At 52.9% G+C, this 21,032-nt stretch carries 16 protein-coding genes, 1 tRNA gene and 1 other RNA gene; 1 reads left to right on the forward strand and 17 read right to left on the reverse strand.

The annotated features are described in order from the left end of the window. Nucleotides 1-696: 696 nt before the first annotated feature. The gene (locus tag M4951_RS14315) at nt 697-906 is read right to left on the reverse strand and encodes a hypothetical protein (protein ID WP_262022335.1); all 210 of its coding nucleotides are present in this window, start codon (nt 904-906) and stop codon (nt 697-699) included. A gap of 20 nt (nt 907-926) precedes the next feature. Continuing rightward, a complete protein-coding gene (locus tag M4951_RS14320) occupies nt 927-2,078 on the reverse strand; it encodes a hypothetical protein (protein ID WP_262022336.1) in 1,152 nt (383 codons plus the stop codon). Between the two features lie 426 nt (nt 2,079-2,504). Between M4951_RS14320 and M4951_RS14325 the strand changes: the two genes are divergently transcribed. Further along, nucleotides 2,505-2,579 (forward strand) — tRNA-Pro (locus M4951_RS14325). Between the two features lie 276 nt (nt 2,580-2,855). On the opposite strand, the gene M4951_RS14330 is transcribed toward M4951_RS14325, so the two are convergent. From M4951_RS14330 to ffs, 15 genes are all read right to left on the reverse strand, one after another. Then, nucleotides 2,856-4,382 carry a hypothetical protein gene (locus M4951_RS14330; protein WP_262022337.1) on the reverse strand — a complete coding sequence of 509 codons (1,527 nt, stop codon included), beginning with the start codon at nt 4,380-4,382 and terminating at the stop codon, nt 2,856-2,858. A 53-nt stretch (nt 4,383-4,435) separates the two neighbouring features. Next, nucleotides 4,436-5,896 carry a hypothetical protein gene (locus M4951_RS14335; RefSeq protein ID WP_262022338.1) on the reverse strand — a complete coding sequence of 487 codons (1,461 nt, stop codon included), beginning with the start codon at nt 5,894-5,896 and terminating at the stop codon, nt 4,436-4,438. A gap of 77 nt (nt 5,897-5,973) precedes the next feature. Further along, a complete protein-coding gene (locus tag M4951_RS14340; protein ID WP_262022339.1) occupies nt 5,974-6,666 on the reverse strand; it encodes a cytidylyltransferase domain-containing protein in 693 nt (230 codons plus the stop codon). Then, entirely contained in the window at nt 6,659-8,206 is a 1,548-nt protein-coding gene (locus M4951_RS14345; RefSeq protein ID WP_262022340.1) for an N-acetylneuraminate synthase family protein, read from the reverse strand. The genes M4951_RS14340 and M4951_RS14345 overlap by 8 nt, the downstream gene beginning before the upstream one ends. Continuing rightward, entirely contained in the window at nt 8,148-8,924 is a 777-nt protein-coding gene (locus tag M4951_RS14350; RefSeq protein ID WP_262022341.1) for an inositol monophosphatase family protein, read from the reverse strand. The genes M4951_RS14345 and M4951_RS14350 overlap by 59 nt, the downstream gene beginning before the upstream one ends. 217 nt (nt 8,925-9,141) lie before the next feature. Further along, on the reverse strand, nt 9,142-9,972 hold the full coding sequence (locus tag M4951_RS14355; protein WP_262022342.1) for an ABC transporter ATP-binding protein: 831 nt from the start codon (nt 9,970-9,972) through the stop codon (nt 9,142-9,144). Beyond that, the gene (locus tag M4951_RS14360) at nt 9,953-10,849 is read right to left on the reverse strand and encodes an ABC transporter permease (protein WP_262022343.1); all 897 of its coding nucleotides are present in this window, start codon (nt 10,847-10,849) and stop codon (nt 9,953-9,955) included. Before M4951_RS14360 ends, M4951_RS14355 begins: the two co-directional genes overlap by 20 nt. Before the next feature lie 464 nt (nt 10,850-11,313). Then, nucleotides 11,314-13,302, reverse strand: coding sequence for a hypothetical protein (locus tag M4951_RS14365; RefSeq protein WP_262022344.1), 1,989 nt, complete (start codon nt 13,300-13,302; stop codon nt 11,314-11,316). 433 nt (nt 13,303-13,735) lie between these two features. Beyond that, entirely contained in the window at nt 13,736-14,821 is a 1,086-nt protein-coding gene (gene rfbB / locus M4951_RS14370) for a dTDP-glucose 4,6-dehydratase (RefSeq protein WP_262022345.1), read from the reverse strand. Between the two features lie 45 nt (nt 14,822-14,866). Further along, nucleotides 14,867-16,132: a glycosyltransferase gene (locus M4951_RS14375; RefSeq protein WP_262022346.1), complete on the reverse strand. Its 1,266-nt coding sequence runs from the start codon at nt 16,130-16,132 to the stop codon at nt 14,867-14,869. Nucleotides 16,133-16,209: 77 nt separating this feature from the next. Continuing rightward, a complete protein-coding gene (gene rpoN, locus M4951_RS14380) occupies nt 16,210-17,706 on the reverse strand; it encodes an RNA polymerase factor sigma-54 (protein ID WP_262022347.1) in 1,497 nt (498 codons plus the stop codon). A 41-nt stretch (nt 17,707-17,747) separates the two neighbouring features. After that, nucleotides 17,748-18,347 (reverse strand): recombination mediator RecR, encoded by a 600-nt coding sequence (gene recR, locus M4951_RS14385; RefSeq protein ID WP_262022348.1) that lies wholly within the window; start codon nt 18,345-18,347, stop codon nt 17,748-17,750. 31 nt (nt 18,348-18,378) lie between these two features. Next, a complete protein-coding gene (locus M4951_RS14390; protein WP_262022349.1) occupies nt 18,379-18,741 on the reverse strand; it encodes a YbaB/EbfC family nucleoid-associated protein in 363 nt (120 codons plus the stop codon). A 48-nt stretch (nt 18,742-18,789) separates the two neighbouring features. Continuing rightward, nucleotides 18,790-20,643 carry a DNA polymerase III subunit gamma/tau gene (dnaX, locus tag M4951_RS14395; protein WP_262022350.1) on the reverse strand — a complete coding sequence of 618 codons (1,854 nt, stop codon included), beginning with the start codon at nt 20,641-20,643 and terminating at the stop codon, nt 18,790-18,792. Nucleotides 20,644-20,915: 272 nt separating this feature from the next. After that, nucleotides 20,916-21,012, reverse strand: an RNA gene (ffs, locus tag M4951_RS14400) — signal recognition particle sRNA small type. Nucleotides 21,013-21,032: the final 20 nt, after the last annotated feature.

The raw sequence follows: 21,032 nt of genomic DNA on the forward strand, positions 1-21,032 counted from the left end.
ACAACCCAAGATTCCCCACAATCTAGGAGATTTGCAACTCATTTTCGCGGCCGATCCCCGAACCACCCCGGTCCGGCCTTGTCAGAGTTTTTAAGCCGGTGTAAATTGCCGGTTTCGTCAATATCTTTAGACGACATCGGGGTATAGCGCAGCCTGGTTAGCGCGTTTGACTGGGGGCGCGATTACACGACGTAAGTCGTTATTTGACAAGCATTTTTGGGACCCCGCGAGCCCCAATTTTGCCTCAAAGGTCCCAACTTCTTTGGGTATTTCGGTCGATTCCGACCACTGGCAAACGCTCAGATAACCAAAGTGCACTAGCCCAATTCGACCCTTATTTCTGACTACTCAGAGGCTCTCGAACTCTGCCCCAAGTAATAGCCGACTGCGAGAGTCGCAATCGGCATTACACTAGTGATCATCAGCTTTGCAAACTCTATCAATTTGTCGAATGTCGCTCCTTCAACGAAAATTCCAGCGAAGCCAAGTACGAAACTCAGGACGTACACACCGCCAAAAATGACCATGACCCATCTAGCAATATGAAGAGTTGCGGATTGGTCAAATGTAACCTCGGGCTGTTCCTGCCAGTTGCTTGACCTACGTAGGTCAATTGAGGGATGCCGAGCCAAATCACTCGCGACCGACTTTGGTTGCTTATCTTCAGTTTTGTTCGATTCTGGGACATCAGTCATTTCAGTCGAGTCCAATGATTTCTTTAACAACTTCATTGTCCTTTGTGACGCTAATTTGATTTCCGACTCTACGTTCCTTAATTGCCACTTCGAGCAGTGAAAGCGCTGTTCGTAAAACGCCCGCTTTTGTCGTGTCAAGTTCCTCCGCCATTTGCTCAAGCGACTTCTGTTGGCGATCATTGAACTTAATGTTTAGACGAGTGCTGCTCATAACTTTTCCCTTAAAATCAATTAGTTGTATAAAGCTCTAATTTTGGCGCAATGCTGAATACATTGCTCCAAAACCTCATCCGGATCACTAATGCCACATGTAGTGTATTTTGCCAAGCAGTAGAGATACCGAGATAAACCAAACAGTGTGAGATAACGAATACTTTCGCGTGGCTTCATGAACCACTGCGAGATCAAGCGATCATCGATATCGTGACGAATTTTGTCTCTCGAAACGTGGTAATCGAACGTTCGCCGATAAAGTTCGCCTACTTCACATTCTTTCCACTCAATGAGGTCTGAACTTTCGAGCTGACGCTGCGCAATTGCTGCCAAAGTTCCTAGCGTGCGTCCTCCCCGACATGGAGGAAGTCCCTCAAATAGCGGGTTATCCAATTTTTTTGACAACTGCCAAAGCGCATCTCGGTTTTCATCAATCTGATGCTGGTAGCGATACGATGCGTCCACCACCAAGTCCTTTGTCAAAACAACCGAGTCAGCCATCCCTTTATTAATACGCGGTTGATACAACTCGAAATTCTCTGGGCGATCCTTGTGCGTCACGAGAACCCACGGCTTCACATCCAATTTCGGAAATGCCGATTTCACAGACCAGTAACCGATATGCAATGCTCGTAGCGACGTTCCTTTGAGCACGGGATCATCAAAAATTCGCAAGCGGAACAGGTCTCTTGAAGGCGCCAAATTTGATGAAGATATTGCCTGCACAACAACCACTGACCGATCTTGAATTCCTAGAATCCCAAGTTTTGGCAAACGTTTTCCGCTCTTGTTGAGACTATGTAGCCGTGCCTGCAACTCATCCTCCGCCACCATTTCGCACTGCAGTTTGCTCGCCAGGAAACTCAACAGTGGAATGCTGACTTCCGAATGGACGGCTTGAACATCAACACTGGCAATATTTCGCAAAAGCCACGCTCCACGACCGGCGTTTTGGTCGTTTGCGGATTTCCCTTCACCCGTCAATTCCGTGACTTCGTTGTAGTTGGGCGGCACACCCATGGCTTGATTGAATAACCGCTTGTACTCAATCACAACCTGGGACATGTCTCCGTTGTTCTCTCCGAACTGAACCGACACGGTTGCCAGGATATTTGCGAGGTCGTCGAATGCGAGTGGATTGGGATTTACATCGGTGACTGACTTCAACATGGCTTACTCCATTATTGTCGAAATAAATACACTTTGAATACACCAATTCTACACCCAAACGAAAAGACGGCAAGCTTTTTCCTGAGAATAGACTAAATATGAGGGCTAGATCGCTACTTCGGAGGTTTTGGACTTACCCGAAACGGGTACACCACAAATACACACTTCGTTGACAACTCTTCGCAATAATCGAATCCATGAATTTGGAAATCGTGGATGGTGCCTGTTGCGACATGCATGGGAACGATTGGCGGTTATCACTCACCTCACCCCCTTTCGGAACGCTTCCCTATTGGTTACGATCTCACCAAGAAAAGAGGAGTAAACTTGGGACCCTGTAAGGGTCCCAACAAAAGAATTTGCCTCAAAAGGTCCCAACACCTAAATAGGCGTAAATGCCTACAAATAAATAGCTTACGACGACATCGGGGTATAGCGCAGCCTGGTTAGCGCGTTTGACTGGGGGTCAAAAGGTCGCAGGTTCGAATCCTGTTACCCCGACTGCAAAGCCTTTCGTAGCAACGAGTTACGGGAGGTTTTTTTGTGCGCAGATTGAACTTGGCGCGTTGTGCTACCAATGTGCTACGCGCTGGAAGAATCGCAGTAAAGTTGCTCCTTTGTGGCCTTTCAGCAAGCCAATTTCGTCGCAGAGTTCCTCACTATCGTCGCGATAAACGAAGTACTCATTGCCGCCGATAAGACTGTTTATTGCTCGAGATTATTAAGTTCCAAATGCGCGGCGACTACCGATCATTTTCGCCCGTATCAAGCCGAGCCCTATTTCAGGCTTGGTAATCGCAAATTTTGGAGACGATTGAGCATTGCGATCGTCATCTGAGCCATTTCTCGCAACATAGGCCGCTTGGCCACTTCGGAGTAGATCCGCTGCCGTAAGTCGACCGACTTTAGTTTGCGGGAATTGAGGATTTGGCGACGGACTTCCGCAAGCGGTTTGTCTGGTTCGACGGAAAGCGCCGATCTTTGCAACTCCGAAAACCAGCGTTCCGCACCGCTGCGGCGTGTTTCTTCCGTATCCGTTTGCACCAAGTATTCGTCGGCAAGAAATCCTGAAAAGGCTAGAAAGCGATTTCTCCGAGCTTGGGCGTCTTCCCTTCGGAATGCTGCTCTGATTTGAGTCGAAAGATCATCAGACTCCAGCGCTTCATATGCTATGCCTTTCCCCAATAGTGAACTTCTGCCGGCTAAAACTACGGGGAGATCTCGCGCCAAAGCGACATATTCCAAAGTGGTGCCGTAGCTCACGACGACATCCGCCCATTCCCAATAGGGAGTAATATCCCCAGTCCCAATGACCAGGTTTCTTTCTCCTCTCGTATCGTACGAGGCGTAGTACGAACGCATATGCGGATGGGGTTTGTAGACCGTCGTTCCGTGGTGCTTGCGAGAAACCATGCATGCTAGTTGGTAACCCGATTCGTAGCCTGGCAAAGCTTGTTCTCGCTCCGGGTCACTTGCCGAAATCCCACAAACCGTATCAAAACATCCCAAGACGAGCACTTTGGGTTCCGACGGAATCGCTTTGTCCTGTAAATATTCGATCGTCTCGTCAGAAACGACCTGTGGCCATCGATTGAAGTCCTGAGAAACAAACGCCTGGCGGACGGACTCGCCCGTTTTCTGAAACGTTTCGATTTTCGAGGGGGGACAAAGATCCTCCCAGGTTCGATCCACAAGCGATGTATGAACACCAGCGACTTTCGGGTCGATGTTGAAAGTCCCAGGCAACAATCCTCGTTCGAACGCGGAAACGGGGATTCCGAGTCGAGACGCCATTTGATGCATAATTCCAGTCGTCGGATCGGCAGGATTCCAAGAGACAAACACGCTGGGTTGCAACGAATGCAATAATTGCCAAGAGACGCTGGCAAGATTGCGAAGCAAGGGAAGGCAATCGGATTGCCCATGCGGCGCTGCATCCACGGTTTTCAGTCGCTGAAGCCACATCTCTTGGTCCAGATAGGGCAGCGCCTGATCTGCTTGATCTTCTTGAAACCGATAAACTCGCTCCCAGTTTCTGACTCCACTGGGCATTCGAAGGATCGAGTCCGCCAATTCTGGGTAAGGAAACAGCGAGAACAAAACAAACTCGTAGCCGTGATCCGTAAGCACGCTTCGTACTACTTGAAGAAAACGGACTTCCTGCGGCTTTAACGGCGCCAGACAACTGATGACAATTCTGGGCATTGGAGCCGATCTGCCGCTTTTAGAAATGGAGTTGAAAAGGTTAACTGGTAAGCCGTCGGACGAACTGTTGGTGTAGGCGATCCACCATGTTGGGAGCAAAACGATGAATGCCTCGGACGATCGGACGAGCCGCAGCGAGACAATCCCCTTAGCTACGCTTGTTGCGGATTTTGCGCTACGCCTGCTCTTGTAAATGGTCTGGCGGCGATTTTCGCAACTCGCGAGAAAACGCCATTTGCAGATCGAACCGACTCTAACAGAACTGGGTGACGACCTAGCCACTGATAGATTGAATTGGTTAACTCGATCCAAAACAGTCGCCTCTGATCGACGAACTCACTACGAACCTGCGAAAATTCGCGTGTAGGCTTTCTGTCTGCGACGCGATCTGCGAGTTGTTGACACCAACGCGTCGCCGCCGCTTCACGCAGGTCCTCATCTTTCAAGGGTAATAGGTATTCTTGCATGAGATAACCGCAAAAGCCTTCGAGTCGCCGTTTTCGATTCTCGAAATCATTTCGATTGATTGCTGCATCGATCGCGCTCGGCAACTCTTCGGAATAGAGCGCTTCGTACGCGATTCCCTTTCCATAGAGTGCGGACTTGCCCGAGAGGACAAGTGGGCGGTCGAGCGCCAGAGCGGCATACTCCAGAGAGGTGCCATAGCAGACAACCACATCCGCCCATCGAATCAGATCCTTGGCTGCTCCTTCACCAACAACGTAGAGCCTGTCTTCCCCGCTGCTGTCGAATGCGTCCTTTCGATTCCACATCTTTACTGGATGAGGTTTGAAAACGGTGATTCCTTGGTGGCTGCGACTAACTTGTTTCGCTAATTCAAAGCCAGACTCAAATCCCGGAAGTAGCGCCAAACGCTCTGGGTCGTGTGGGCTAAATCCACAGGCGATGTCATGTGCGCCTAGAACGAGAACGCGAGGCCCCTTGCAATCCACAAGAGCAGGCGGGACACCTGCGTTTTCCAGCTTTTTCCAACGTGTAAACTCCGCTTCTTCGTAAGTGCTTTTTAAGAAGCTTTGGCCATATTGAATATAACTGACGTCGTCGAGCGCCTGAATTACTTCTTCAGAGGAATTCTCCACCATCGAATTGCGGATACCCCGGATTTTTTCATCGAAATTTAGCGTCTCAGGAAACATCCCCCGCTCCATTGCCGAAACGGGAATTCCCATTTGAGATGCGACAGCACACAATACCCCGGTTGAAGGTATGATGGGACTCCATCCTACGACAAGTCCTGGCTCCAAGGCTTCCAGCATCGCCTTGGATACGCCGGCCAAGATAGATAGAGTCTCTTCGTGGTTACCACTGCCATCCAAGCATCCTGATGAATGCTTAACCCGTCGATGCCAGAGGGGAACATCAATGTTTTCGATACCTTCCTGATACTGGGAGGCAGGCACACGATAAACTTGCTCCCAACTCTTGTAATCACCCACGATCCGAATGGATGACTCCAAGAGCTTTGGGATCTTGAGGCCGGTCAGGAAGACCAATTCATGCCCCATTGCCCGGAGCTTCGATTGTGATCGCACAAAAAAGTCGACTTCTAGGTCATTGAATGGAGAAAGCAGGGTGACGACCACTCTCGACATATTGCAACTTCCTTATCTGAATCCCGAAATTGCTTAGCGACGCTTTCCGTGTCCAAAAACGATCGACAAATCGGCAGTCACTCCAACAAATCGCTCATCGATTGCTTTTCTATCACCGTTTTTTGAAACAGCCATTCGGCAATCAAAAAGTCGAGTGGAGTATCGATATCGAGAGACTCTAAATGGCTTAGCTTTAACAGGTACGGATGGAGCCCCAGGTTGCTTTTATTCTTCACCATCATTTCGCGCGGCAAGATAGAAGCGGCAAAGGTCAGACGCGTGATGTCGGGCAAGTCTTGCGAACGTGGAATGCTCTGATTGTCGTAGTTAAGCGGAACTCCATCCCGAAGCAAAAACTCTTTGACGTCAGCGACGGTGGTCAAGGAGTCATATCCATCAGGAAGATCTCGGTACAGACGAATAGCGTGCTCGTAAGATGTGGTGGTGACCAAGGGGGAAGTCACGGTGGTATGAAGAATGTCGTCGCATTCAATTTCTCGAGCCATGTGGGCGTACACTTCGCTCATGGGAATCGTGTCGGTAGCGTAATAAGGATCACGAGCGTGGACCTTGGCGCCAAGCGTTTTGGCAATCTCAAGCATCTCTGGATCATTCGAGCTGACGCACACCCCATCCAATCCCTGGACATTCAGCATCTGCCGAACGCGAACTTCCAGGAGACTGCTCCCGCAAAAGGGGCGCGTATTCTTGTGTGGAATGCGAATCGATCCACTTCGTACGGGAATGACTGCGAAGAGAGTCCTAGACATGGGATTTCGTCTTCAATGCTGGATATTTGTGATGTTCGCAGCTAAGAACCCGCTTCTGGGAATCACCGAGCACTTCTCGAGCAAGACGAATATCACGAACATAGTTCGTGAATTCATCGGTTCTCAGGTCGACCGCTACTTTGTCAAAGTGGACCCAGTCGACGTCTCCTAGTTTCACATGCTTTTCGATCATTCTCGCACCATTGGCGACAGCCATCATCGAGGCGAGAGAACCGAGGTCGTGGCTAGAATAGCCGGAAAATATGCGTGGATCCTGCTTACTGAGTTCGCTGTATTCGTGGACGATCGAGATGTTGCATGATTCTCGGGGAGCGGGGTAAGCCGAGACGCAATGAAGCAGATAGATCTCACTGTTTCTCCGGAAGGTATCGAGCACATACTCGACATACTCAGCCTCTGTCGCGCCTGTCGATACGACGACTGGGCCGTCATAGCATTCGGCAATCTGTGCATGGAATTCTTCGTGTTCCGAAATCGTCGACGGGATCTTAATTAAGCTTGGATTGAAGCGTTGAATCGCTTCGAACGAGGCGAAGTCCAGCACGGAGCAAAACCAGCCGATCTGACAGCGGCGACAAGTCTCTTCCAGCAAATCCAAGAGTTCGTCATTGAGTTCCACCCCTCTTCGATAATCGCCAAGCGTAGAACCAAAAGGAGACCAGTACCGGCTTTTCAACTGTTCTGGGCTGTAGAAATTATCAACATCTCGCTTTTGCACTTTGACATAATCTGCGCCGGCAGCCTTCGAGCGTTCGACTAACTCGACGAGACGACTTGCGGATCCCAGGTGGTTATTTGTCAATTCCGCGACGACAAGCACATGATGGGGATCTGTCGCCGGCGCCGTGTATCGACCAGGATAAAGCCGGTTCAGAAAGGCTCCTGGAGTCAAACTGCTGATGTCACGATGTCCGACGTGGATGAGTCTTAATTCGCTGCGGTCTTCAAATACACGCTGAAATTGGCGGAAATGATGCTCCTGAGCATGGACATTCACCTCTCGTTCATCGAGCGATGCGCCGGCAAAATCGCGTTCGACTTTTGCGCTTAGCCCGCCTGAGCGTGTCGAAAAGTCGAGCCCCAATAGATAGACGTTTTGGGGGCGTCCGCGCAGTTGCGCAAGTTGCTGGCAAACTTTCAATGCGGTAAGCAGGACGAGAGGCTCATCCCACAACACCGGAACACGGAGGCGATGGACCGTCAATTCTTCCTGGTCGAGTTCAGCAGGAAGCGTCGGCAAGACCATGTGCGGTACATGGTCCGGCAAGGAACGCCCAGAAAGATAGAACTGACAGCCGAATCCAACCTCGGTGAGACTCTCTTTGACCCAAGAAGCACTCAGGATCCCGATCTGCCCCGGCAGTATTTGCTCGGAATCGTTCAGGTTGATTGTAATGCCTGCATTCAGCGGCGCATCCTGCAACTCATCAATGCTCGGTCCTTTACCAATGATAAAGATATCATCGCTGTCGAATGAGGAAGCGATATTTTCTAGTTGGTGGGAGAAATTCGCCAGCATAGGGCTCCCCTTCGACAAAAACCGATAAACCATGTTCCAGGGCTAAATTCAAGCCGGCAAGGATATCCCAGCTGTTGGCCCCTTTGGGATTCTCAAATGAGAAAAATGACCCACGTATCACATTCAACATGTTATAGACGCAGCAACCGAGAACACGGTATTCGGCGCCGGTGACGACCTCCGTCAGAAGCTGCAATGGTATCGACGAAGAGTAACCTCGAATCCGAGATTCGAACTTAGGAATATCGTCGCCGGTACGAATCCATGAATTCATTTCTGGACAAGCCAGCATCGACGCTACATGCTTCCCGCGGGAGAAACATGCAATGGAAACTCCCCACTCCGGCAATCCGGCGGTAAAGTTTTCGGTTCCATCGATCGGATCCAAAACGATTGTCGCCATTTCAGCGGTCAACGGCTGCGAGTGCGCAAGCTCTTCAGATATCAGCCTGGTTTGGTCAGGAAGCGTCAAACGCATTTGATCCTGAACCAGATCCTGGACAAAGAGATCACCGTCAGTGACGAAGCTGTCATCACTTTTTTTTTGTCGCCGATGTCGCAGAGCCAAGATCTCGGCGAGATTGCTCATAACCACATTCTGAACGCCATCGAGAAAACGATTGGTGGATTCGACTACGCTCATGTCATTAACGGCGAATTCTCGCCTTCGCCCCTTAAATATTTCAGCATCGGCCCTCACATCGTAGAACGATGACATGGCGATCGTTGGGTGATGGTAACTTGCCGAATCAAGGGACGAAAGTCCTTCCAAGAAATCGCTACAAATCTTCGTGCAATATTTACCGATTGCTAATACAAAGGAGTAAACGAGGCTTTGAGCAATCAGAGACCTGGCGATTCACCAAAGGAAGAACGCGCCTCCAATCCATCTCCTTCTCGAGAGTCCGCGTCGACCGATTCCACCCCGAATCGGTCTAGTTCCTCGATATCTCTCGATACTTCTCCAAAACTTCTCCGGGAGCGCCATCGTGGATAATTCGTCCATGATCCAACAGGACTGCTCGCGTGCAATGTTCTTGGATCAGGTTTTCGCTGTGGCTGACAAAGAAGATCGTCTGCCCTTTGGCGACCGAGGCGTTCATGCGAGCAAAGCACTTCTCGCGAAATCGGGCGTCGCCAACCGCAAGGACTTCGTCGGCGACGAGCAGGTCGGGATCTAAGTGCGTCGCGACGGAGAAGGCCAACCTGGCTCTCATACCTGAGGAATATCGTCGGACTGGCATCTCGATGAATTTGCCGACATCCGAGAACTCGACAATCTGGTCATACTTCTGAATGACCTGGGCGTGCGTCATTCCCAATATCACGCCGTTCAGGAAGATATTTTCCTTTCCAGTCAGCATCGGGTTGAAGCCAGTCCCAACCTCCAGCAGGCAGGCCAGGTTGCCCCAAACAGAGATCTGGCCCTCTGTCGGAGTCGTAACTTGGGACAAGATCTTAAGGAACGTACTCTTGCCCGCTCCGTTGTGTCCGACGATTCCCAACAATTCGCCGCGACGCACCTCAAGGTTGATGTCTTTCAGGGCCCATAACCAATTCTTCTCGTCCGCTTCTTGCTTCCTGCGCAGACGGTCAAGCGGCTGCCGGAGAGACTTCAGCATTCCCTTCGTAAAATCGGCCATGTTTTCATAAGGGCCAGACTGATCGAAGCGGAATCGCTTGCCGAGGCCCTCGACCTTGACGACGAGTTCGCGGTTGGCTGCCAGCGTTGACTGCGGTTTCGGATCAAAGGATATCGACGACATTGCGTTCCACTCTTCGGAAAACATAAGTTCCGGAGAAAAAAAGTAGAGTTGACGAAATGGTTGTGATCGCAAGCGCCGTCCAAGGAGCGGAGCCGTCACCAAATACCACCCACCGAAAGCCGCTGATCAGACCCGCGATCGGGTTCAGGTAATACAACCAAAGCCAATCTTTAGGAATGACATCGACGGGGTCATAAAACACCGGCGACAGGAAAAACCAGGCTTGAACAATAAATGGGACAACCTGCTGAACATCGCGGTAGACCGCGGTCAGTGCGGATAACCAAAAGGTGATCGAAGTCGTCACCAGAATCATGATGACAACCAGAAGCGGTGCGAGTAATACGTTGATCGAAGGTACGACTCCAAAGATCAGCATCAAAATCGCCAACAAGCCGATCCGGATCGTAAAATCGACCAGGTTCACCACAATGGGAGTCAGCGGCAATACCAATCGACAGAAGTAAATCTTCGAGATGATACTGGCGTTTGAGATAATCGAATCGGCGCCGCGCGAGATGGAGACGCTGACAAACTGCCAGATGCTGAGCGCCAGGAATACGCTGACCGGGTACGGAATATCGCCTGAATGAAGCTCTTGGCCACGTCTGCCAAAAACCAGCGTGAAAATCACCATCATTCCCAGCGGCTGAAGAATAGCCCAAAGAACTCCAACCACGGTTTCCTTATAGCGAACCGACAGATCCCGCAATACCATGTGCCGCAGCACATGCCGATAGCGCCAAAGTTCCCACAGATTTAGCCTGTTGCCCGATCCATCCGACGTAATCACGAGAGTCGGTTCGGCGAAAGCAACGGTTCCTCTCGCTTCTGGTGAATCCGCAATGCTACTGACTTCTGGAATAGTGCTTGTCATTCGTTGATGCAAAGGCGTTTATTTCAGGACAACAGGGAAGAAGCAAAAGACGTTCGCTTCTGTCGATCACGAACAAAAAACAACCGGGTGAAGATCTGCAAACATTCCCCGAAAAAAGCGGCGTGAAGTCTTAACAAAAAACTCACACTTGCGATTTCTGGTGAGTCCTACTGAGACTGTTTCGGGATGCGGCATGGGCAGTACGGTAACAAAAATTCTATGGCTCGCTTGTCGCGCGGTCAACGGACAGGAACACCGTCTCATCCTCATCTCATGAAAATCTGTTACGTATCTGCGTACCGGAAAATTATCACATTCTCTTCTTTCAAAATTCATCATTGGGAAGTACGCGAAGCGAGTTCTCGAATCAGCGATTCAACATCGCGCCCCCGACTGCATGAAGCCGCTCCCTAGAACTTGCGTCGTAAAAATGAGGGCATTTCCAATGCAAACCTAACCAGCTTTCACCCAGAGACGACCTTTCCCAGAAGCAGTCGCTCGATGAATCGAATTACCGGCAACGGCAATTTTTGCATCAGATATCGCTTGATCGGAAGGGGTACAAGCAAGTCGATCCGCCCTCTCGCAATAAGGAACAACGAATGGAGACCACCGGCCGTATTTCCCGACAGCACCAACCTTGCGGCGCGACCGCTGCGGATTCCGGCGCCGTTCGGCCAAATCGTAATCTCATTGCGCGTTCTTTGATTGCCGAACAAAAAGGCCACCGCATTTCTTAACGAAATTATTGGTCCAATCTCGCCGACGGTTCGGCTTCCAGAGTCCGGTGAGAACGGAAACCGCCCGATGCATTCCGCGAACTCTTTGTCCAACCAAGGTGACTCAAGCAGATTGGTAAATTGACGAAGGCTTTCTATCGAGTCCGTGCGAAAACTCTCCTGTTGGAACAATTCCCCATTTTCGCGAACGGAGTCGAGACAACCTTGCACGAGGTCATCATAGCCCCAAGCAGTGATCGCGAGTCCCTGCTCGTCTAAGACGGGAATCACGTTCCCCTGCTCGTCCTCAGAGTATTCGTTCAAACTTCCGTGAGGCGCCGTCGCGAGAATTTCTACCATCGGCGCCCATTTGCCGATCCAAGCGTCATTGAAGTGCGCTTGATCCGGAGGTCCGCAAAAGGCCTGCATGGGAGACGCTGAAACCCGCTTTCCCATGGAAGCCAGGCAAATATAAAAACCATTTATGGGGCGATCTTCGCCAAGTATCCTCGCCAGTGCGGCTTGGCTACTCCCTTTCCAACCCACATCGACAATGCCGGTTCGCTGCGTACTCAACATTCCTTTGTCCTGAAGGTAACGAAGCAGCAAATCCCGCTGCTTTGCCGCCGCCGCAAGCGACTTTTCCGCCATCTCTTGTCGTAGCAAGACCCGCTTCAGCGCCGCTTGTCGCTTGGAAGTAAGAGGGGCGAGACGCCAAGCGTCGGCTCTCGACATTTCGACCACGAAGGGATCAGCCGAAGGCAGATCGCTCGAGGTCAGACCGAGACGGGTCATCACTCCCTCGACGGTCGTTTCCTTCTCCGTTAATAGCGCCCAGTTCAGCGTCGACTCATAGGTCTCGCTGGTTGTCGCGGCAAGTCTCCAGACAGCACGTGAAGAATAGACGTATTCAATCGAGATACCCTGACCAAGTCCAGCTTCCTGTAGTTTTTCGGCGACTCGCGAGAGCAGATAACCATCGCGCGCCAAGAATCCGAGGGTACCAATACCGGCCGCTTCGCTTTCACGAAGCACCCAAGCTACATACCCGGCGAAGATCGGCGCCGCGATACTATATCCGATCTGTGCCTGAAGCGACTTACCCTGCAGTCGGTATTGACGCGCTCTTCCGGAAAGAATTTGGCAACGAACCGAGCGTTCAACGGCGGGCTTCTCCCAACTACGTAACACGCCTTCGGAACGAACCGTTCCCCTGGCTCCGATTCGCCGAGGAACCATCACGTCGCTTTGAGGATGATCACCGCTATGAGACAGTCTGGAAAGAGGCGCCTTTTCAACTTCGCTGACATGATGAAAAAGTGCGCCGCTCCCCTTGGTCTTCAAGTGCTCGGATGAGACGTAAAGCTTGCAGCGACTTGCGATATCCGGACAACATTGATGCAGCAAGGATCGAATAAAGTCCGCGGAATGATACATGTCGGAAATAAGAACCACGCGCATTCCTTGCTCAAGCAGCAACCGGATCTCGGCGATCGTCGACATGATTGGAATGGAAACATCTAACTCGGTTTTCAATTCCATCGCCTTCATGCGCTCGCAGCGATCCAAGGTCAGACCGAGCGAAATCGCGAGTTGCTCATAGATCGCGTCGAACGTCGTTTCGCCATGGGACGCATTCCGCCGAGACATTCGCTCTGCGCGGATCCGTTGCTCAACAAACTGGTCTGCAAGATCGCTGTACTCTGGCTCCACCTTCAATCGTTCTGCAATCATGCAGAATACGCCCGCCGGCGTTCCCACGCTTCGCGTAATCAAAGTATCGAAAACGTCATACGAATGGAGTTGGTCAGAGCTATCCACGTTGCTATTGCAAAATCTCATGAAGCCAAGAGGAAGTATCCCGGCTCGCATCCGCCAAACAGACGCAGAGCCACGCCGCCAACAGTCTTCCAGATCACGCCATCTTTTCGAAGGGGATCCATGCGACGCCAGGTTTCTTGGGAAGCGCATTGATCCGCAGCTTCCACCCTGCCAATCAAAAGTAATCTTGGGGTCATAAGATTACGGCGGCGAACTGTTAAGTTTTCTTGAAGAAACCAAGCAATTCCGGCCCAACGCCAAGTCCCCAGCCTGCTTAACTCACAATTGGCAAACGCAGAACAAAGTCATCCCGTACGGACAGACTCGCTTTGTGCCGCGTGCGTATTCACTGGGCGTCAGTCGACCGAGCATCCGCACGCAACCCAAGACGCTCGCGTCGATATCCTTGGGCCGCAATTCGCTGGAGCCAAATTTCGTTGGCCAAATACCACTGAATGGTTTTCTCCAATCCAGTTTCGAACGTCTCTTGCGGGCTCCACTGAAGTTCAGAGCTTATCTTGGATGCGTCAATTGCGTATCGTCGATCATGCCCGGGTCGATCCTGGACAAACGTGATTAACTTTTCACAAGGCCGATGAGCAAGGTCAGGGCAAAGCTGGTCCATCGCCGCACAGACCGCTTGGACGATTTCTAGATTGGTTCGCTCGCAGTTCCCGCCGATGTGATAGACCTCGCCGGGTCTCCCTAGCTGCAGCACGCGGCGCAGGGCGCGGCAGTGATCTTCAACAAACAGCCAATCCCGCACATTCTGTCCGTCGCCATAGATCGGCAACGGCTTTCCCTCCAACGCATTCAAGATCATCACCGGAATCAACTTCTCGGGAAACTGACGCGGGCCATAATTGTTCGAGCAGTTGGTTGTTAAGGTCGGCATTGCATAGGTACGAAAATACGCGCGAACCAAATGATCCGCCGAGGCTTTTGACGCCGAATAAGGAGAGTTGGGAGCATACGGACTTGTTTCTGTGAACAGCCCGGTTTTACCGAGCGAACCATACACCTCGTCGGTGGAAACCTGCAAGAAGCGAAATTCAGCGGCCCGCTCGGCGCCAAGTTCGCACCAATACCGACGAGCCGCTTCCAATAGGGTGAACGTGCCAAGGACGTTGGTCGCGACAAACTCGTCCGGTCCATCGATCGAACGATCGACATGCGATTCGGCCGCCAGGTTCAATAGGGCGCTCGGCTGATATTCGGTTAGTAACCGGGTCACCAAGTTGGCGTCGCCAATATCTCCTTCGATCAGAATGTGTCGCGCATCCTCTTCCAACTCAGCCAAAGAGTCGCGATTGCCTGCGTAGGTCAGCTTGTCAAGATTAATGACCGTCGCGTTATCCTGCCGCACCAATTGCCGCACCAGGCAACTACCGATAAATCCTGCTCCGCCGGTAACGAGAACGGTCTTACTCATTCGTTTCGCCTGACTGGCAATACGCGTTTGTCAAAGCATAATTCATCAATCGCTCACACTGCACGATGCATTGACTTTTGTTCCTGCGTCAGTCGCACTCGATTTAATCGGCAAGTCGCCGCACATTGCAGCCTGTTCAATCACATGGCGATAGAGCAGTTCGAGCTGATCGACAACGGTGCGAATCTCAAAGCGTTCGGCCGCTAAGCGGCGCGCATTGCGGCTAAACTCACTTCGTTCTACGTCGTCGGTCGCCATTCTCCGGAGTGCGATCTCAATCTGGGACACATCCAAGGGAGTGATCAATCCTGCGTCAAAATCCGCGACTTCCGGCAGGTTGCAATCGGGTGACAGGACCATCGGCAGACCGTACCCCAATCCCTCGATAACGGCATTGGGCAGACCTTCGCTATGCGAATTGAGTGCGAACACGTCGGCTGCGCGAAACGCTTGACGCTTTGCTTGGTCGTGCAAAGTGCCGGCAAATTGAACTTGATGCTCCAATTTCGCAGCTGCAACGTCGCGACGCAAATTGGCTTCCCAACCAAAATCGGGGCCAGCGATCAATAGCCGTGCGGAAGGATGATCGCCGGCAAGTCGCCGAAATGCGTCGAGCAGCAGATCCACTCCTTTCAGCCGATCCAATCGTCCCAAAAACAAAAAAACGCACTCGTCGTCGCCGTAGCCAAAATGGGCGCGAGCCGTTTGTCGCTCAGCCACCGCAGCCGGCTCAGGCAACACAATTCCATTGGGGATTACATGAATCTTCTCGGCCGGCACGTGCCAGGACCGCAGCGTCTCGGCTTCGTACTGCGACACCGCCTGACATGCGGCCGCTTGGAGGACGATCCCCTGTTCTACCCAATGCCGAAAAGCCAACTTTCGTAGGTACTTGATTTTCATTCGCTTCGAGCAAAGGGCGCCCTCGGCGTTGTAAACATAGGGGACCTGTTCTCGCTGTGCCCAAAAACGAGCCGAGTCGTTTAAAAGGGTTAGCCCCACGTTCAGTTGCAGGATGTCGGCGTCACGCAATGCTTCTGAGAGGGGGCGATTGGCGCCGCGCAACAGATAAGGGGGCTGGCGACTGAACCAAGTCGACTTCATGTGCCAAACCTGGTATCCCGACTGCTCGACCCAACATTCGCGCGGAACATCGTCCGCAATTCCCATATCCGAAGTCACCACTTTGACCTGGTGACCACGCCGCGCCAACTCGCAGCAGACGGCGTGCGACTGAAGAACCGGACCGCCGAATTGCACGGCCGGATAGGGATACGGAATGACGCGAACGATCTTGAGAGCAGAGTTCATCTAAATAGGCTAGCCGCGCCTCGACAATACATTGTGAAGATTATTGGAAGATTGCATGAGCGACTTTTCAACCGCGTCTACCCCTTCTTCGACCAATCGCGGCGCTGCCGCGAACTGGGGATCCCCATCTTTTTGCGATACTTGGTAACGGTGCGGCGAGCCACGTTGAGCCCTTCGTTCTTGAGCAGCGTTACAAGCTCGTCGTCACTGTGCGGCTTCGCTTTGTCTTCGTTGTCAATGATCTCTTGCAGCTTCAGACGGATCGCATCCCAGGTCACTTCGTCCCCGGCTTCGTTGGTGGTGCCGCCGGCGAAGAACCGTTTGAGCGGAAAGATACCGCGGGGAGTTTGAATCCATTTGTCATCGACCGCGCGACTGACCGTCGTCACGTGGACGCCTACCTTGTCGGCGATCTGCTGCATCTTGAGCGGCTCGATAAACTCGGGCCCCTTTTCGATGAAGTCATGCTGGTGATCGACAATCGCCTGGGCGACGCGAGCCAGCGTGTTCTTCCGTTGATTGATCGAGTCGATCAGCCACTGGGCGGCGTTGATCTTTCGCTTGATAAACTCTTTTTCTTCAATGGTCGCCGTCGGATCCATCAAACGCTTGCGATAGTAGTTGCTGATCCGCAGTTGAGGTACTTCGCCATCCTCCGTCTTCACGCCGTACTCGCCGTCGTCCGAAATCTCCAGCGTCAAGTCAGGCATGACGTTCGGGATGAAATCTTCTTTGTAGGCGGAGCCCGGCTTCGGATTGAGCTTGCGTAATTCGGACCATGCGTCCTGGATCAACTCAATCGAATAGCCGGTCTTCTTCTGAATCAGCGGCAGACGATTTTCGCAGAGATCTTCCAGGTGATTGCTGATCAGCGTCCGCAGTTCATCGTAGTAGGGCTGCGAAGGTTCGAGCTGCAACAGCAGGCATTCACGCAAATCCCGAGCGCCGACGCCGGCGGGTTCCAGCGCCTGTACAATCGCCAGCGCTTCGCGAGCATGCGCGACCAGTTCTTCGCTCGAGTCAGGCGGAAGCAAGTCTTCGAGCGAAGTCGACAAGTAACCGTTGGAGTCCAGCGACGAGATAATTCGCATCGCCAGTTCCAGCAATTCCGGCTCGATGTTCAATTCGCCTAGCTGCGTATCGAGATGATCTTGCAGCGTCTCCACGCGCGACGCGACGTTCGCCAATGCGTCATGCTTGCGATTCGCATCGTCCTCCATCTGATTCAACGAGCGTTGCGGGCGATCGTCAAACGTGTCGGGATATTCGTTGTTGAGCTCCAGCAACCTTTCGAAGTCGTCGGCGTTGTCTTTGTTCTCATCAACAACAAATTCTTTTTCGGTATCCGCGAGCGAATCAGGGTCTGATTTCTCGACCTGATCGTCCATTCCGTCCGAGACGCTGTCTGGCTCGGCTTCTTGGATTTCGAGCAACGGATTTTCGTTCATCTCCTGTTCGATCTTTTCTTGCAGCGCCATTACGGGGAGCTGCAGGATCTCCATCGACTGGATCATCCTGGGCGCCAGAACTTGCTTCTGGACCAGCTTCTGTTCGAGACCAAGCGAAAGTCGCATAGGAATTTCTAGGTTTCAAGTGGATGAATGAACAACGTGAATTATAGCTTTTGGCGGCCCGAAAGTGCGTCCGCCAAAATCTCTTTATTCGTAAACTCCAAGACGCTGCCAGACGTGATCCCACGCGCCAGCCGCGTTAATGTTACGGGCAACTCGGCCAACAAGTTCGAGATATGCAACGCCGTCCCGTCACCTTCGGTGGTGGGATTGGTCGCCATAATGATCTCGCGAAATTGGCCGGCTCGTACGCGATCAACTAACGCATCAATGGTCAATTGATCGGGGCCGATACCTTCGAGCGGTGCGATACGCCCCAGCAGTACGTGATACAAGCCAGGGAACATGCCGGACTGCTCCAGCGCCATCAAATCACGCGGCTGTTCGACAATACAAAGCAGCGTTTGATCGCGACGCGAATCTTGGCAGACCGTACAAAGCTCCGACTCCGCCAGGTTGAAACATTGCGAGCAATAGCGGACGTTCTGCTTCACTGTGCGAATCGAATCGGCCAGCGCCAGCGCTTCTGACTCGTGTACGCGGAGAATATGGTACGCGAGCCGTTCGGCGCTTTTGCGGCCGATGCCGGGAAGCTTGGCGAATTCATCCACCAACCGCGTTACTGAATCTGTCGTTTGAACCATCAAGGGCGTCCGTTCACCTAGGCGTAAATTACTACTTGCCGCCCCCGGTCATCTGAGCCAGCGCGTCGTCCAACCCCGGCACATTTATACCGCTGGTCAGGGACTGCATCATTTCGGCGTGCAACTGCTTCGCCTTGGCGCTGGCTTGATTCACCGCGGCGGGAACCAAATCTTCAATGATCTCACGTTCGCCGCGGGCGACAAGATCGGGATCAATGCGTAGCGAAAGCATTTCGCCGGTTCCGGTCATTTCGACCTCGACCATGCCGCCGCCAGCGGATCCAGTGACACGTTTCGTTCGCAGCTCTTCCTGCAAACCTTGCATCTTGCCCCCCATCTCTTGGGCCTGACGCATCATATTGGCGATGTTGCCGAGATTGCCGAGATTGAACACCGCATTTCTCCTTGGTTGGTGAGAGAATCGCAGAATTCAGACAGGCGGCTAAGATCCTCCCGACTCGGGCGCCCGGACGCTGGTGACTTCCGCGCCGAACATCTCAATCGCCTGCTGAACCAACTGGTTCTGCTGTACCTTTCGAATCATTTGGCCCGAGGAGGGCGCACTTCGTTTCGGCGGTTCTTGCGTCGCAGCCGCTGGAATGTCATTTAAGACTTTAAACTCCAGCGTCACCGGATTGCCGACCGCTTCGGTCAGCATTCCTTCCAAGCGGGTTTTCGCCGCTGGCCGTCGCAAGAACTCGACCTGCGAATTATACGCTGCGGAAAATGAAACGACCAGTCGGTTTGGTCCAGAAGTTGCTATCGTTTTGTAAGGGCGAGCATACTCCCCTACTAGATCCGACATATCTGTCAGAATTCCTTCCCAGATATTCTTCGCCGTCGAATCAGTCAACTTGATCCCACCGGTCCGCGGCGGATCGCTCGATCCGATTTCCTCGGCCGGCTCTTCGACACGAGTTGATACCTCAGAAGGGCTAGGCGATTTAACAGGGCCAGGCGATGTCGGTATCGAGCCGTTGACCGGCGATTCAGCCCGATCTGCCGCGACGCGGACCGGCGTCGCGGGCATCGCTTGTGGTGCGGCCTGCGGCGGAAGTTGCGGCGTTACGGACTGCGGCGGCGCCGCGATTTGGATTGCCGGCCGAGCCGGCAACGGCTTTCCCGAGCGGATGGTCTCCACCAGGTCGGCGACGTTTTGTAAGTCCTCCAACTGGCAAACCCGCACCAGCGCCATCTCCCCCAAAATCCGCGCATGCGCCGAGCGCTGCATGCGGACAAGCGCATCATCCAAGATCTGTACGGACGCCATCACGTTGGCCAGTCCGTAGCTCTTGGCGACGGCTTCAATTTTCTCGGCGTCGGTGGGCAGGACAGTTTGCAAGAGCGTTGGACCGGCGCCCACTGCGAGCGTCATCATGTCGCGAAAGAAGCCGAGCAGTTGCTCAATCAACTGACCTGGATCAATCCCGCGGGTCAGCGCCTGATCAAAATATCCCAGCACCGCCGCCGCATCGCGTGCGGCCAGCGCGGTGATGATCACGGCGATCTGCTCGCTGCCGGCGGCGCCCAACATTTGATTGACGTCGGCGACGGTGATCTCGCGACCACCAAAGGCCAACAGTTGTTCGAGCAGTGACTGGCTATCGCGCATCGAACCGTTCGCTTTGCGAGCCAACAGTCGCAGCGCTTCGGGCTCGGCCGTGACCCCTTCGTTCTCGACGATATAGGCCAACCGCGTGACGATCTCGTCCATCCGAATCCCGCCGAAGTCAAACCGCTGACAGCGCGACAGGACGGTGATCGGGATTTTTTCGGGATCGGTCGTGCAAAAGATGAATTTCACATGCTCGGGCGGTTCTTCCAAGGTCTTCAACAGCGCGTTGAAGGCCTCTTTGGTGAACATGTGAACTTCGTCGATGATATAGATCTTGAACCGGGCGCGGCTCGGGCGAATATTGACGTTCGACCGTAATTGGCGAATCTCTTCGATGCCGCGATTGCTGGCGCCGTCGATCTCCAGCACGTCGACATCTTCCCCCACCGTTACGCTGCGGCAAATGTCGCACTCGTTGCAGGGAGTCGCCGACGGTCCACGCTGACAATTGAGCGCCTTGGCCAGAATGCGGGCCGACGAAGTTTTGCCAACGCCGCGGGCGCCGGTAAATAGATACGCATGGCCGACTCGTCCTCGCTCGATCGCGTTTTTCAGCGCTTGAGCGACCTGGCTTTGACCAACGAGCTCTTCAAAAGATTGGGGGCGATAACGGCGAGCGACGACCACGTATTGATCGTTCGCGCTGGATGGCTCGACGTGTTCGATTCCTTCTTCCGTCATCGTTTAGCGGCCGGCTTGAGAGGGGAAATTTCGGTTTGCCGGCAAATCCACCAGGGCGCCAGAGGGGCAAGTTTTCAAGTTGCGGTCTTGGACGATTTGCCAGGGCATTTCCCATCGTAGCCCGAGGCGCGAGCCGAGGGAATGTGGTCAGCTACTCCGAATTCGCTTTCAAGCGCTGAAATCCGTTTCCCACGGCTCGCACTTCGTGCGACGGTGACAGCAAACCAGGCTGCATCAGATCACTGGCGCTGACTCGATGTTTCCGATCGAACTGTCGAGGAGAGACCCCCGCACCAGAGTACCCCGGGTATGGCTGCTCCAGTTAAGGCCTGACCAGGTTGCCGGTTCCCCTCTGCGAGGGTCACTCTTCGACAGTTGAGTGGAACGTA

This window comes from Blastopirellula sp. J2-11 (assembly GCF_024584705.1).
Taxonomy (GTDB): domain Bacteria; phylum Planctomycetota; class Planctomycetia; order Pirellulales; family Pirellulaceae; genus Blastopirellula.